General features: G+C 60.4%; 9 protein-coding genes. 4 read left to right on the plus strand and 5 right to left on the minus strand.

Translation table 11 applies throughout. From position 1 onward, the window contains the following. Position 1 precedes the first annotated feature (1 nt). The 5 genes from rbbA to pstB all read right to left on the minus strand — a co-directional run bounded on the left by rbbA (position 2) and on the right by pstB (position 7,542). Positions 2-2,743, minus strand: a complete 2,742-nt coding sequence (gene rbbA / locus UP10_RS33455) for a ribosome-associated ATPase/putative transporter RbbA (protein ID WP_044591451.1) — start codon at positions 2,741-2,743, stop codon at positions 2-4. Beyond that, positions 2,740-3,861, minus strand: coding sequence for an HlyD family efflux transporter periplasmic adaptor subunit (locus UP10_RS33460; RefSeq protein WP_044591452.1), 1,122 nt, complete (start codon positions 3,859-3,861; stop codon positions 2,740-2,742). Before UP10_RS33460 ends, rbbA begins: the two co-directional genes overlap by 4 nt. Positions 3,862-4,271: 410 nt before the next feature. Further along, a complete protein-coding gene (locus UP10_RS33465; RefSeq protein ID WP_044591453.1) occupies positions 4,272-5,369 on the minus strand; it encodes an Acg family FMN-binding oxidoreductase in 1,098 nt (365 codons plus the stop codon). A gap of 94 nt (positions 5,370-5,463) precedes the next feature. Next, positions 5,464-6,114, minus strand: a complete 651-nt coding sequence (locus tag UP10_RS33470; RefSeq protein WP_044591454.1) for a BON domain-containing protein — start codon at positions 6,112-6,114, stop codon at positions 5,464-5,466. 645 nt (positions 6,115-6,759) lie between these two features. Beyond that, positions 6,760-7,542, minus strand: a complete 783-nt coding sequence (gene pstB, locus UP10_RS33475; protein ID WP_044591501.1) for a phosphate ABC transporter ATP-binding protein PstB — start codon at positions 7,540-7,542, stop codon at positions 6,760-6,762. A 346-nt stretch (positions 7,543-7,888) separates the two neighbouring features. Between pstB and UP10_RS33480 the strand changes: the two genes are divergently transcribed. From UP10_RS33480 to UP10_RS33495, 4 genes are read left to right on the plus strand one after another with little or no spacing between them, the layout of a single operon-like run. Then, positions 7,889-9,190: an MFS transporter gene (locus UP10_RS33480; protein ID WP_044591455.1), complete on the plus strand. Its 1,302-nt coding sequence runs from the start codon at positions 7,889-7,891 to the stop codon at positions 9,188-9,190. Then, positions 9,187-10,830: an NAD(P)-binding protein gene (locus tag UP10_RS33485; protein ID WP_245322060.1), complete on the plus strand. Its 1,644-nt coding sequence runs from the start codon at positions 9,187-9,189 to the stop codon at positions 10,828-10,830. Before UP10_RS33480 ends, UP10_RS33485 begins: the two co-directional genes overlap by 4 nt. Then, positions 10,827-14,498 (plus strand): pyruvate:ferredoxin (flavodoxin) oxidoreductase, encoded by a 3,672-nt coding sequence (gene nifJ, locus UP10_RS33490; RefSeq protein ID WP_245322062.1) that lies wholly within the window; start codon positions 10,827-10,829, stop codon positions 14,496-14,498. The genes UP10_RS33485 and nifJ overlap by 4 nt, the downstream gene beginning before the upstream one ends. Beyond that, positions 14,498-15,565 (plus strand): dihydroorotate dehydrogenase-like protein, encoded by a 1,068-nt coding sequence (locus UP10_RS33495; protein WP_063775418.1) that lies wholly within the window; start codon positions 14,498-14,500, stop codon positions 15,563-15,565. Before nifJ ends, UP10_RS33495 begins: the two co-directional genes overlap by 1 nt. The last annotated feature ends 29 nt before the right edge of the window (positions 15,566-15,594 follow it).

A 15,594-nucleotide genomic window follows, 5' to 3' on the forward strand; every position in this document is an offset into this window, starting at 1 on the left:
TCTAGCGCTCCTGCTTGCGCAGCATGAGCACGCTGAGCAGCGCCAGAACAGGGACGAATATCGCCAGTCCTGCCACGTCGGTCCATAGATCCAGAATTCCTAATCCTTTTGTGAAGGTGCCAACGCTGATCGGAACAAAGTAAGTCATCGGAAATGCGTGGCCCATGATTTGGGCCTCCCTGGCCAGGGAAGAGACTGGCGTCATCATGCCTGCAAACTGGGTCGCTGGTAGAACTGTGAGGATAGCGGTTCCAAAAAGTGCTGCGATCTGCGTGCTTGTGAAAACGGAGATCAGCATGCCGTAGGCCGTCATCGCGGTAACGTAGATCAGCACCCCCAGCAGCAGCGTTGGAAAACTACCTTTCAGAGGAACGTGAAACACAAACAGCGCCATCAGCAGCATCAACGTGAAATTCGCCATGGCCACCGCGATGTAAGGCAGCTGCTTGCCCAGAAGAAACTCGATCCGCGTTACCGGGGTCACGTAAAGGTTGGTGATTGACCCGAGTTCCTTCTCCCGGACGATGGCGAGCGCCATCAGGATCGCTGGAAACAGGCCAAGCAGCAGCGCGATATTCGATGGAACCATCGCAAAGATGCTGTCGAAATCCTGATTGTATTTGAATCTTATCTCGATCCCGGAAGGCGCAGGCGCAACGGCTGTCGATGTCGTGATGGTCGGATCTGCAAGGTACAGTTGATGCATGCCTTGCAGGTAGCCGCGAATGGTTTCCGCCCGGAACGGCATGGCGCCGTCGACCAGCGCGCTGACCCAGGCAGGGTTGCCCCGCTTGATGTCGAGGCCGAAATTGGGAGGAATTTCAATCCCGGCCTTGATATCCCCGCTCTTGAGACGGCCGATCAGTTCCGTTTCGCTGCCGATCGTGGCCTTTTCGACGAAGTAGGTCGAGCCCCTGAGTTCCTCGAGGTACGCACGGCTTTCGGGGCTCTGATCCTGATCCAGTACCGCGAAGGACAGATTGTTGACGTCCGTCGAGACCCCAAAGCCGAACACCAGCATCAGCAAGGTCGTTCCGAACAGGCTGAAGCCGAGTCGGATCGGGTCGCGCAGAAGTTCGAGAGCTTCACGGATCGTATAGGCGAGCAGCCGCTGCGGGCTGAACCAGGCCCCCCGAGCCGGCGTCGACGTCACGTGCTCCACGGCCCTGACCGGCATCGCGAGCGCTCTCGTTGCCGCAGACCGTTCCCGGCTTGCCTCTTCAAGATAGTTGACAAAGGCGTCCTCGAGGGTCGCCACGCCCCGGGCTTTCACCAGGCCGGCTGGCGTATCGGTCGCCAGCACACGCCCGGAATCCATCAGCGATATCCGATCGCAGCGTTCCGCCTCGTTCATGAAATGCGTGGAGACGAAAATCGTCACGTCCTGGTTACGCGACAGATCGATCAGAATCTCCCAAAAGCGATCTCGCGCCAGCGGGTCGACACCCGAAGTCGGCTCATCGAGAATGAGGATCTCGGGTTCATGAACGATGGCGACCGCAAGCGATACGCGCTGCCTGATACCAAGGGGCAGATCCAGCGTTCGTTGATCTACGTATTGCTCAAGGCCAAAGCTATCCACCAGTTGCGCGATGCGCGCCCGCGCCTTCCCGGCCGACAGATGGAACAGGTGCGCGTGTAGATCGAGGTTCTGCCGGACGGTAAGTTCCGTATAGAGGGAGAACGACTGTGACATGTACCCCACGCGGTAGCGTGAGCTCATATCACCGGCTTCGAGCGGCTTTCCGAACAGCAGCGCCTCACCATCGCTGGGAGGCTGCAGACCGGTCAGCATTTTCATGGTGGTCGACTTGCCGCAGCCATTCGACCCGACAAATCCGAATATCTCACCACGCTCGATGGTGAAGTTTACCTTGTCGACCGCCGTGAAATCACCGAACCGACACGTGAGATCGCGCGCGACAATGACCGGCTCCGCGTTGATGATGCGGCGCGGTGGGATCTGCAACGCCTTGTGTCCGCGGCGCATGTCTTCAGGAAGCAGCGCGATGAACGCGTCCTCCAGGCTTGACGTTTTGGTCGCAGCCTTCAACTCGGAAGAAGAGCCGGTCCCCAGCACCCTGCCGCCGTTGATGGCCACGAGCCAGTCGAAGCGCTCCGCTTCTTCCATGTAGGCGGTCGCGACCAGCACGCTCATTCCCTCGCGGCGAGAGCGCATCTGGTCGATCAACTCCCAGAACTTGCGACGAGACAGCGGATCGACGCCGGTGGTCGGCTCGTCGAGGATCAACAGATCGGGATCGTGAATCAGGCAGCAGCAGAGCCCGAGCTTCTGGCGCATGCCGCCCGATAGCTTCTTCGCCAGCCGGTCGGAGAACGGCGCCAGGCCGGTGCTCTGCAAAAGCTCGGAAATCATTGCGTCCCGCTTGATTCGGGATTGCCCGAACAGGCGGCCAAAAAACTCGATATTTTCGCGGACGCTGAGATCGGCGTAGAGATTTTTGCCCAGTCCCTGCGGCATATAGGCGATCCGCGGGCAAATAGCGGCCCGGCGCGTCGCATCGGCCATATCGTTATCAAGAACAATGACGCGGCCCGACTGAATCTGGCGGGCGCCCGCGATCATGCTCAGCAGCGACGATTTTCCAACGCCGTCCGGCCCGATAAGCCCGACCATGCAGCCGGCAGGCAATTCGAGCGAGACGTGATCGAGGGCGAGCATCTTCCCATAGCGCTGCGTAACATCGTCAACGATCGCGACCGGGCCTCCGCGAGCGATCATGGACCCGCGCTTCCTTGCAATTTCGCCGGCCACGCGATTTTCGGGTCGAGCAGAAAATAGCTGATACCGGGCAGACCACTTCTCACCCTGTCGGCGTGCGCGCGGAGCCGCTCGGGATCAATCTTTGCCCTGATACGAAACATCAGTGTGTCGCGTTCGCTCTGGGTCTCGACAGTCTTGGGGGTAAACTGCGCCTGGGTCGCGACAAATGACACTTTCGCGGGAATAGCGAGTTGCGGAATGGCATCGAGCACGATGCGCGCGTCGGATCCAATCTTGACCTTTCCCGCTTCGGTCGTGGGCAGATACACGTCCATGTAGACATAGGAGATATCGAGCGTTGTGAAGACCTTGCCGCCCGCCGGCAGCACCTCGCCGATGTTGGCAATTCGGTATTGAATGCGCCCGTCTTTTGGAGCGACGAGTGTATTGTCGGCGATATTGACTTCGTAGAGTTCAACGTCGTGGGTACTGGCCTCCATCGCATGCTCGGACTCGACGACCCTGAATTGCGCGGCTTTAAGCCCAGCCGCTGCCGCGTCCAATGACTGCTGACGCTGGTCAACCACTTCCTGGGTCTGATACCCCTTCTGGACTAGGGTCGTGGCCCGATCCAGTTCCTGCCGGGCCAGCAATGCCATGCTGGTCTGCTGGACTACATTGGCGTTGGCTTCGTCGATCGCCCTCTGCGCTTGCGCGACCGCTGATTGCGACTTCTTGAGCGACGCCGAAAGATCCCTGGTATCCATCCGCGCAACGACCTGCCCGGCTTTCACCATGTCGCCGGCATCGGCTGATATTTCCGAAATGCGCCCCGCGAATTTGGTGTCGATATCGATCTCTTCGGCTTCGATGCGGCCGTTACCGAAAGCGATACCGACCGGCAACACGGGCTGCCGATGCTGCCAATAATAGAGCCCCCCTCCAGCACCGCCGATGACGACAGCCAGAGCCAGCGCGATGCGAAGCCAGCGCCGAGGTGTGGATTTCGGTCTGCTGATCGGCATTACGGCTGGCAATTTGTTTCGTTGCTGATCGGAAGCGAGGTCACGCTTCTCGGATGACGGAAGCGCGGCTCCTTCGGCGGCCCGCAGGGCGGAATTGACCTTATCGTCCATTTGATTTCCGGCGTTGATGGGCAGGCGCTTTATTCACCCAGGAGTGGGCGGACTGGAACAGCGAGACCGCCGCGTGACGCAGCTATCTCCCGGGTCAACCGAAGTGCTGTCCAAGTTACGCTATTCTAGGTCATCAACCCGGCAGTAAGGCACCATCGGAAAGTACTCAGCTGCCGAAAAGAGGAAGCGATCGCGGCAAGTCGGATCCAATTCCGAATCTCATCCCAAAATGCGGACGGCGGTTTCCGCTTCTTTCGGCTTACTATCCGGTGTTTTTCAACCAAAATGCCCATGAATGTAGTGTTGCGTCCGCTTGTCAGCGGGGCTGGTGAACGTCCGGGCAGGCGCGTCGAATTCGATTCGTTCGATTCCCTCTCGGCTGGGCGACATCCTGCTCGGGGAAGGTCCGGTCAGGCGATCACCGAGCTACCCAATGGTCTGCGCGCAGAATAAGGCAGAGCTGGACCATAGCCGAAGCGCATGACGAGGTCCGGCCGCCGTCCCGGTAGGCCGAGGAGGCTGGCGAGCTCCGGCCGAAGGCTCGGAACCTCTATCGGCTGGTTGACGAAGGCGTGTTTGATGCCCAGCGCGGTCGCTTGCAAAGCAAAACGCTGGCAGGCCCGGCCGGCCAATACCCAATGCGCCTTGTCCTCCACCTGAGACACGAAGACCGCTATCCCAGACGAGGAGGCAAGCTGGGGGGCGTATGTGTCGTTTTCCGACTTTGCCGTGACAACCCAGTCGAAGACATGCGGTCCGAGCCAGGCCGGAAGCGTTGGAAGGCCGCTCGATGCGGTGAACAAGCCGTCGCCGGTGGCCAAAGCCTGGAGCGGGCTGAAGCGCAGCCAGTATTTAAGCTCGCGTACGAACGCGGCGTCGTCCATCTGCGCGCTATTGCCCGCAACGACGAGGTCCCGAACGCGGTCGATCTGCGCACGATCCGTGATTAGTACCAGGTCGACCCCAGGGATAGCGGCGCTTTTGGCCAGCAACTGCAACTCCGTCGCGCTGACGGCTCGGCCGTCATAGACGCTGCGCGTCGATTGGCGTTTCGGAATCGCATCGCAGAGATCGATATCGCTGGTACCGCCGTTGCCGAATGTGACCCCGACCGAACCGCCGTTGGCGGGGTCGAAAGCCACTTCGCCCGGCCGCCCTCTGGCCCCGGCGGCGATAGCCAGGGTCTCGGCGCTGCATCCGAGCCCGACGAAAAGATGGTGATCGTCAGGGTCTACCACTGGCGTTCGTCGGGAGATGTCGGGCAGAATATCCACGCCCCCTTCGCCGGGACGAAATTTCCATGGCTGCGTATTGTGCCCGCTCGGCGCGAGCGTGGCGTAGCGGATGAAGTCTCTAATCTCCGGCGTCTGCTTCAACGCGGCACGGGCTGCTGCAACAGCGGCGTTGTATTCCTCCATGGAGCCCATATTTCGCACGGCGAGGTAGCTCGCGCCCACGCTAGCAACCGCCAAGCCGCCACCGGCGGCCAATAGGCTGCGCCTGTTCATGATTTACACCGACTTGCATTGGTCGCGGGCGCCATCTCGACATAAGCCCGCGCCGGCCAACCCGATTCAACGGATTAGCGGGCGCGGCTTCCGTTCAGCTCACGCGGAGGTCGTTCTCGACGGACGTCGTCCCGGGAGCCGCCCAAGCGGTCGAAGCGGCTGTCTGCCGATCAGACCATGAGTCTACGGTGCCGGTCAGACGAACCTTGCCGCCTTCCGCGCTCACCTTGATGTTGTTCTCGTCGAAGAACCATGAACGGTGAAGGGCATGCGTGATGTCGTCGCTGATCGTCGCCGTGTTTGGCCGCACCTTGATCGAAAGCTGGTTTGAGACGCCGGTCACGCCACCCAGTGAACGGATCATGGAAGCGGCCGATTGCAGCTGATAGTACCAATCGACTTGGCCGGTCAGCGTCACATATCCCTTTTCGACCTTGACCTTTACGGTATCCGTGGGAATCGAACTGTCCCAGAAAAGGCGGCTCAGCGCAGCCGCCGCGATCTCATCGTCCGCCCGCTTAAAATGAATGGGCAGACGGATTTCGATCTCCTCGGCCAGGGCTTTAACACCCTGCACGCGACCGGCGGCGGCTTCGGCGGCGTGCTTTTGCCAGTAGGTGTTTACATGGCCGGTCAGCGTGACGACACCATCTTTTGCCGTAACACCGATGTGATCGGCAGTCACGCTCGGCTCCCAAGCCAACTCAGCAAGGACGTCGGTCTTCAGTTTGTGGTCGTTATTCATGATCTTCTCCTGAGTGGCTGGGATGAGTTGCCACGCTGATTTCGGGAACGACTGGATCGAACCGTGCAGTCGTATTGCAGCATCCGACCGACCGCATGGGGTTCTGACTTTTTCGCCTGCCCTTTGAAGGGTAAGCTCCGCCGCAACGACTGTAAGGATCGGAAACTACCCAGATGGGTTCGCTGGCATAGCGCCTGTCGTCGATTTCTTCCCGCACCGCCGCCTAACCAACGACGATCATGGGACTATAGCGTAGGCATGGTGCTCATCTGCACCTGCCGCTTTTTCACTGAACGATGGAGCGACACGGAAACGTGCCATTCGCTGGCTTGGGACAAGGTGGCGACGGGGCGCCGGGCAAAGGCCGCATCTTGAAAACCGGCCGGAACAATTCAGCTTAGCGCAGCTTGTTGATGCAATGCGGATGTCAGCGCTGTCCCTCGGTGGCGTCCGACGACTCTGGACGGCCTCGGTGTCCCCCGCACAGGGGCCGCCTTCTTAGCTTGGCAGGGTCTCTTAAGTCACAATTGAAGCGTGGCAGCGGAAAACCTCTAATTTCCGACGTGCGGCAGCGTACCATGAAGAGTCGGCTTGATTTCTCCCCAGGGTCACGTTCAATTTTCACTTTCGCAGAAGCGATGTTTTTCAGCCAAACCGCCCATGAATGTAGTCGTGGGTCCGCTTATCCCGGGGATTTGTGAACATCTGGGCGGACGCATCGAATTCGATGAGTTCGCCGAGATACACAAAGGCGGTGAAATCGGATACGCGCGCCGCCTCCTGGATATTATGAGTCACGATCGCCATCGTATGGTCAACCTTGAGATCCTCGATCAATTCCTCGATCTTGGCGGACGATGTCGGGTCAAGCGCCGAGCAGGGCTCGTCGAACAGAATGATCTCTGGCTTGATCGCCAACGCGCGGGCGATGCAAAGCCGCTGCTGCTGTCCGCCTGAAAGGTCTAATGCGCTCGAGGCCAGAATATCCTTGACCTCATTCCAGATAGCGGCGCGCTTCAGCGCGCCTTCGACTTGCGCGTCGAGATCGGAGCGATGCAAGTTCTCGTACTGCTTGATCGCAAGAGCGATGTTGTCATAGATCGACATTGGAAATGGGGTCGATTCCTGAAACACCATGCCGATGCGCGCCCGCAGTTCGTTAATGTCCTGCCCAGGACCTAGAATATTCTTGCCATCCAGCAATACCTCGCCGTCCGCCCGCTGCTCGGGATAGAGTTTGTAGATTCGGTTCAGTACCCTGAGCAGAGTTGATTTTCCGCAGCCCGATGGCCCGATTATGGCCGTGACCTTGTTGGCATAAAGCGTCAGAGAAACGTCTTTCAAGGCCTGGGTCTGACCGTAGTAAAAGTTCAAGTGACGAATGCATACCTTCTGAGCCAGACCGGTTGTTGCGATTACCCCGTGCATGACGTTGGGCACGGTGATCCTGACAAGGCTGGTCATGGCTCTCTATCCCGCGCACGCGCTTGAAAGCCCGCAGCCCCGTTTGAAGGCTGCCAGCGCGAGTCTTCACAACTGCCCCACGATAGCTCGCGACCGTCTTGCTCCAGAGGGTCGGAAACTACCTAAGCGCCGCTTGAGAAGCGTCACGCCTACACCATCGCCCGCGCCACCTTTATGTCGGAAATATTACGGCTGCGCCGATGAGTAGATTCCGAGCCTAGATCATCGAGCGTCACGCCACCTACATTCGAGTCGTCAGCGATCGACGCTACATGCCGCGTTCACGCAGGCCGTTGAAAGGCAAGACAACATGCCAGACCAATCGGCAAGACCCAGTTCCGAATTCCATTGGCCCTTCATCGCGGCATGGGCCTTCTGCGTCGTTTTCTATTTCCTGCAATACGCCTTGCGCTCGGCGCCCGGCGTCATGATCCCCGAACTGACGTCATCGTTCGGACTTACAGCCTTGGGCGTAAGCGCGCTGATCGGACTGTACTATTATACATATTCAACATTCGCGATCGTATCGGGAGCGTGTTTCGATCGCTACGGTGCCAAATATGTCGTTCCCGTTGGCCTCGCGTTGCTTGCGATCGGCGCCATTCTGTTCGGCATGGGCTTAGCGGCGGCTGCCGATGCTGGTCGACTCTTCCAGGGAGCCGGCTCTGCTTTTGCCTTCACGGGAGCGGTCTACCTGGCATCCCACGGGTTTCCGGGGCGCTATCTGGCGACAGCCATCGGCTTCACCCAATGTTTCGGGATGCTCGGAGGCTCGGCCGGGCAGTTTGCCGTCGCGCCGTTGATCCACGGCGTGCTGCCGTGGCAGCAATTCTGGATCTATGGCGGCCTGGCGGCAGCAGCCCTCGCGCTCATAGCGCTCATCGTCACGCCCGGCGGTCATGCCGAGCGCACGCCGGCCCAGCTCTCGATCTGGTCGATGTTTACGCCCTACAAGTCCGTGCTCAGCAACCCTCAATCCTATCTCTGTGGCTTTGCCGCCGGGCTGCTGTTCCTGCCAACAACGGTCGGCGACATGATCTGGGGCGTGTCCTTCCTGCGGGAGGGCTGGCATATCGGCTATGCCGAGGCCGTCAACCGCGCCGCCATGGTGCCGCTGGGCTGGGTCATCGGCTGTCCGTTGCTTGGATATATCGCCGACCGCTTCGGACGCCGCAAGCCGGTGTTGATCGGCGGCGCGACGTTAATGCTGATCGTCGCGCTGACCATCTTGTACATGCCGCATGACATCATTCCCCCCTATCTCGAAGGGCTGCTGCTCGGCATCGGGTCTGGCGCTGCGATGATCCCCTATACGATCATCAAGGAAGTCAACGCGGACGAAGTAAAGGGCAGCGCCACCGGCGCAATCAATTTCCTGGTCTTCACGCTGAGCGCCCTGATGGCTCCAATCTATGGCTGGGTGCTGGTCAAGGTCTCAAATGGTGGCCCGCTGGATCTGCCGGTGTTCCAACAGGCGGGACTTATCGGCGTCGGCGGCATCGCGCTCGCCATCGTGCTGTCCTTCTTCATCCGCGAGACGGGTTCGGCGGCGCAGGCCAGCAAGCCCAAAACCCTTTTGCCGCTCAAGCCCGCACTCGGAGGTGCCCTGTGAACATCGTCGCCCGCGACATGACTCCCAGGGTCGATCTGACCCAGCGGCACGGAACCGGAGCGGTCCGCGATCAACACCCGGTGTATGTCGATCTGCTGCCACCCTGCAATTCGGCCTGCCCGGCCGGCGAGGACATCCAGAAATGGCTCGGGCTGGCGCAGGCAGGCCAATTCAAGGCAGCGTGGGAAGCGCTGATATCGGACAATCCGATGCCGGCGGTGCATGGCCGGGTCTGCTATCACCCCTGTGAAACCAGTTGCAATCGCAAGGATCTCGACAGTTCCGTCAGCATCCACGCGGTCGAACGCTTCCTCGGCGATCAGGCAACCGTGCAGGGCTGGAAAATTCCGTCTGCGGCGGCCTCCAGCGGCAAGCGCGTGCTGGTGGTCGGCGCTGGCCCGAGCGGATTGTCAGCAGCCTATCACCTCGCGCGACTTGGCCATCAGGTAGAGATCCATGACGCCGGACCATTGCCGGGCGGCATGTTGCACTTTGGCATTCCCGCCTATCGCCTGCCGCGCCAGGATCTGATGAAGGAGATTGCGCGGATCGAGCAGATAGGGGTCAAGTTCGTCGCCAATCACCGTGTTGATGACGTGTTAGCCGAGCAGAAAGCTGGCTCGTTCGACGCCGTGTTTATCGCGATCGGCGCTCAGCTCTCCAAACATGTCGATATTCCCGCGCGCGACGCCATCAAGGTTTTGGACGCGGTATCCTTGCTTCACGATGTGGAAGCCGACGCCGCACCCCGGCTCGGACGCCGCGTGGTGGTTTATGGCGGTGGCAATACCGCGATGGACGTCGCCCGGACGGTCCGCCGGCTCGGCGCCGACGAGGCGATGATCGTTTATCGTCGGGATCGGGCTCACATGCCCGCTCATGATTTCGAAGCCGGAGAAGCCCTCGCCGAGGGCGTGAAGATCAAATGGATGACTTCGATCAAGGCCATCGAAGGCGCCGATCTCACGATTGAGGTGATGCGCATCGACGAGGCCGGTCACGCACAGCCCACCGGCCAATTTGAAACGCTGAAGGCCGACACGGTGGTGCTGGCACTAGGCCAAGACGCCGATAGCGGTTTTCTCAAAACGATTCCCGAAATCGCGTTCGACAAGGACGGCTCCGTGATCGTGGCCCCCAACATGATGACCGGGCGTCCCGGCATCTTTGCCGGCGGCGATATGGTGCCGAGCCAACGCTCGGTGACGATCGCCACCGGACATGGTAAGAAAGCCGCGCGCCATATCGATGCCTGGCTTCGCGGCAGCGAATTGCGTCATGCCGAGAAGCATCCGGGAATCACATTCGCCGGTCTCAACCTGCCGATCTATGCGGACGCGGCTCCGTCGGTGCAGCACGAACTCGCGTTGAGCGCACGCGCAAAAGGCTTCGATGAGGTCGTCGATGGATTGAGCGAGGCGCAGGCGCTGCACGAGGCCAAGCGATGTCTGTCCTGCGGCAATTGCTTCGAATGCGACAATTGTTATGCCGCCTGTCCGGAGGACGCGATCATCAAGCTCGGGCCGACCAATGGCTATGAGATCAAACTCGATCTCTGCACGGGGTGCCAGGTGTGCGTCGAGCAATGCCCCTGCCACGCCATGGAGATGGTTCCCGAGGCGACTGAGGTCCGGACATGAACGCCTTGATCAAGCTGAACGCGAGCGACGCCCCAAAGCCGACGACAGCGTCCATCGCCAAAAAGACTGTCAGAACCACGATGGACGGCAATACGGCCGTCGCCCATGTCGCCTATCGGGTCAACGAGGTCTGTGCGATCTACCCCATCACCCCCTCTTCCACAATGGCCGAACTGGCGGACCAGTGGTCGGCCAAGGGTATACCTAATATCTGGGGCAACGTGCCGGTCGTGCAGGAGATGCAGAGCGAAGGCGGCGCGGCGGGCGCCGTGCACGGCGCACTGCAATCGGGTGCCATGACGACGACCTTCACGTCATCGCAGGGCCTGATGTTGATGCTGCCCAATCTGTTCAAGATCGCGGGCGAATTGAACGCCACGGTCTTTCATGTCGCGTCGCGCTCGCTCGCGACGTCGGCGCTCTCTATCTTTGGCGACCATTCCGACATTCTCGCCTGCCGCACCACGGGTTTCGCGCTGTTGTCATCCGCCAATGTGCAGGAGGCGCACGACACTGCACTGATCGCCGAGGCGGCGACGCTGCGCGCGCGGGTGCCTTTCATTCATTTCTTCGACGGCTTCCGTACCTCGCACGAGCTGAACACGCTCGACCTTGTCGATGACGATACGATGCGGGCGATGATCTCGAATGATCTGGTGCGCGCGCACCGCGACCGCGGGCTGAACCCCGAACATCCCTTTATCCGCGGCACGGCGCAGAACCCCGACACGTTCTTTCAGGCACGCGAGGCCGTCAGCCCTTATCACGCCGCGGTTCCCGGCATTCTGGCGGCGGCAATGGATCGCTTCGCCGAATTGACCGGACGACGCTATAAACTATTCGAGTATGAGGGCGCGCCGGATGCGACCCGCGTCCTGATCCTGATGGGAACAGGCGCGGAAACTGCGCGCCAAACGGTCAAGGCGCTGGTCGCCGCCGGCCAAAAGGTCGGTGTTGTGCAGGTTCGGCTCTACCGCCCGTTTTCAGCGGCCGATCTCCTCGCGGCGATCCCCGCATCCGTCTCCGCCATCGCTGTGCTCGAGCAGGCCAAGGAGCCGGGCAGCACGGGCGAGCCCCTCTATCTCGACGTCATCGCAACCCTGGCACAGAGCTTCGCAGCGGGCACGCGCACCGCAATGCCGCGCGTAATTGGCGGTCGTTACGGTTTGTCCTCGAAGGATTTCACGCCCGCGATGGCAAAGGCCGCCCTGGACGAGCTGGGCAAAATCGGCGCCAAGGGCGAATTCGCGGGGCGCAACGGATTTACGCTCGGCATTAATGACGACGTCTCGCATACCAGCCTGACGATTGATCCGGAGTTCTCGATCGAGGATGCGAACACGACCCGTGCCGTCTTCTACGGCCTCGGTGCGGACGGTACGGTCGGCGCCAACAAGAACAGCGTCAAGATCATTGCTGAGGACGCCGGACGCTACGCACAGGGCTACTTCGTCTACGATTCGCACAAATCGGGCGCCCAGACCGTATCGCACCTTCGCTTCGGACCCGATCCGATCCGGGCCCCCTACCTGATCGCATCCGCAGGATTCGTCGCATGCCACCAGTTTGCATTCCTCGAACGCCAGGATCCGCTGCGGATCGCGGCTCCCGGCGGGGTTTTCTTGCTCAATAGCCCTTACGGCAAGGACGATACCTGGGCTGAACTGCCGCGTTCGGTGCAACAAAAGATCATCGACAAGAAGCTACGCTTTTTCGTCATCGATGCTTCGAAGGTCGCTCGCGATGTCGGGCTCGGCGTTCGCACGAACACGGTGCTCCAGACCTGCTTTTTTGCAATATCGGGCGTGCTGCCCCGCGAGCAGGCGCTGAACCACATTAAAGAGTCGATCCGCAAGACCTACGGCCGCAAGGGCGAGGATGTGGTGAAGATGAACTTTGAGGCCGTGGACGGTACCCTCAAGCAGTTGTTCGAGATCAAGGTTCCCGCTACCGCAACAAACCCGCACGACCTGATACCCCTCGTCGGTGACGACGCACCCGACTTCGTCAAGCACGTGACCGCACCGATGCTGGTCGGGCGTGGCGACGACATTCCGGTCAGCTTGATCCCGGCGGACGGTACCTTTCCGTCCGGTACCGGCGCCTACGAAAAGCGCAATATCGCCGAAGCGGTCCCGGTATGGGAAGAGGATCTCTGCATCCAGTGCGGCCAGTGCAGTTTCGTCTGCCCCCACAGCGTGATCCGTTCGCGAACCTATGACGAAAGCGCGCTGGCCGGCGCGCCCGCGTCGTTCAAGTCCGCGCCCGTGAACGCGCGCGGCTATCCGGAAGAGCGATTCACCCTGCAGTTCTATGTCGAGGATTGCACGGGCTGCGGGCTCTGCATCGAGGCCTGCCCGTCGATTAGCCCACGCGAGCCGGGCAAGAAAGCGATCAATCTGGCCGAGAAAGCTCCGCTGCTGGAGACTGAGCGAACCAGCCTGGCATTCTTCGAAAAACTCCCGGTCAATGATCGCTCCCGGGTCGATTTCGCCAATGTACGGGGCGTCCAGCTCCTCGAACCGCTGTTCGAATTCTCCGGCGCCTGCGCCGGCTGTGGCGAGACGCCCTATCTCAAGCTTTTGTCTCAACTGTTCGGCGATCGTGCCCAGATCGCCAACGCGACAGGCTGTTCCTCCATCTATGGCGGCAGCCTGCCCGTGACGCCTTGGACGAAAAATCATGAAGGTCGCGGTCCTGCCTGGTCGAACTCGCTGTTCGAGGACAACGCCGAGTTCGGCATGGGCTTCCGGATCGCCGCCGACAAGCACGTCGCGATGGCACATGCGCTCTTGCAGAGGCTGGCACCGATCGTTGGCGACAGTCTTGTGCAGGACCTGTTGAACGCACCGCAAATTCAGGAATTCGAGTTGCGTGCGCAACGTAACCGGGTTGCCGAACTGAAAACACGCCTGCTGACGCTGCAAACAGACGACGCGCGGGATCTTTTGTCGGTGGTTGATCATCTGGTCCGGCGCAGCATCTGGATCGTCGGCGGTGACGGCTGGGCCTTCGATATCGGCTACGGCGGCCTCGATCATGTTCTGGCAAGCGGGCGCAATGTCAACGTGCTCGTATTGAACACAGAACTCTATTCCAACACAGGCGGTCAGGCTTCGAAGGCAACGCCACTCGCCGCGGTCGCGAAATTCGCTGCTGCCGGAAAGCGGGTGCCCCGTAAAGACCTCGCGTTACTCGCCATCGCCTACGGCAATGTCTACGTGGCGCAGGTCGCGATGGGCGCCAACGCCCAGCAGACGCTGGACGCCTTCCGCGAAGCGGAGGCCTATGACGGTCCCTCCATCATCATCGCTTACAGCCAATGTATCGCCCACGGCATCGACATGCGCTTTGGCATGAAGCAGCAGGACCTCGCGGTTGCCTGCGGCTACTGGCCGCTCATCCGGTTTAACCCGGCCATGCGGACGGTAGGACGCAGCCCGTTCCAGCTCGACTCGCCGCGCCCCACCATTCCGTTCAAGGACTATGCCTATAACGAGGTTCGTTACTCCTCGCTGGCCCGTTCGTTGCCCGAAGACGCGGCCGCACTGCTCGTCGAAGCGCAGGCGGGGATCACCGCGAAATATCGAAAATACGAACAACTCGCGGCCCTCGATGGCGGCAAGTTCGTGCCCGGCACCGCCATTCTCACGGCAGGAGATAATTGATGGATCTCGCGACACGCTATATGGGGCTTCAACTCAAGAACCCGCTGGTGGCGTCCGCGTCGCCGCTGACCGGTGAACTTGACTCGCTGCGGCAGATCGAAGACGCCGGCGCTGCGGCCGTGGTCCTGCCATCGCTTTTCCAGGAAGAGATCGAAGCGGAAACAGCGCGCCACGATCATCTGACCAGTGCCCATAACGATAGTTGGCCGGAGGGGTTGAGTAATTTTCCAACTCTCGCGGGTACCCAACATGGGCCGCATCGATATCTTGAACTGATCCGTCGCGCAAGCGAGGCCCTCGAAGTGCCGGTGATCGCCAGCCTGAACGGGATTTCCAGCGAAGGCTGGACCTCCTACGCCAGACAGATCGAGCAGGCCGGTGCGGATGGGCTCGAACTCAACATCTATTTCATCGCGTCCGATTTCGGGGCGGCGGGCGAGGAGGTCGAACGCCGATACCTGGATATTCTGCGGGCCGTGCGGGACGCAACATCGATACCGTTGGCGATCAAGCTCAGCCCGTATTTCAGTTCAGCCGGCCATATGGCCCTTAAACTCCAGGAAGCAGGCGCCGACGCCTTGGTCCTTTTCAACCGGTTCTACCAGCCCGATATCGATCCGGTGCGATTGCAAGTTCTTAACGACCTCAAGCTCAGCGATCCGAGCGAGATTCGCCTGCCTTTGCTATGGATCGCCATTCTCGCTGGTCAAACAAAAGCTTCGCTTGCCGCAAGTTCCGGGGTCGCCGGCACCGACGAGGTGGTGAAGTATCTTCTGGCAGGGGCCGATGTCGTCATGACAACGTCGGCGTTGCTGCGCAATGGACCCGGTCATATCGGAACAATGCTTGCCGGACTGCATGCGTGGCTCGACGCGAGGAAGTTCACATCTCTCGAGCACGTCAGGGGGATCATGAACCAACGTAATCTTTGGGACACTCAAGCGTTCGAGCGCGCCAACTACGTCAAGATACTGCAGGGATACCATCCCCCGGAGTTGTCAATCATCGGGCGCAACGAGCATTCCAAAAAAATGAACCACAATGGAGCTGGCCGACCTCCGTGTTGAACGTGACGGTTTCTATACAGGATCGTTCG

The sequence above is a fragment of the Bradyrhizobium sp. LTSPM299 genome (genome assembly GCF_000938235.1).
In the GTDB taxonomy this organism is placed as follows: domain Bacteria; phylum Pseudomonadota; class Alphaproteobacteria; order Rhizobiales; family Xanthobacteraceae; genus Bradyrhizobium.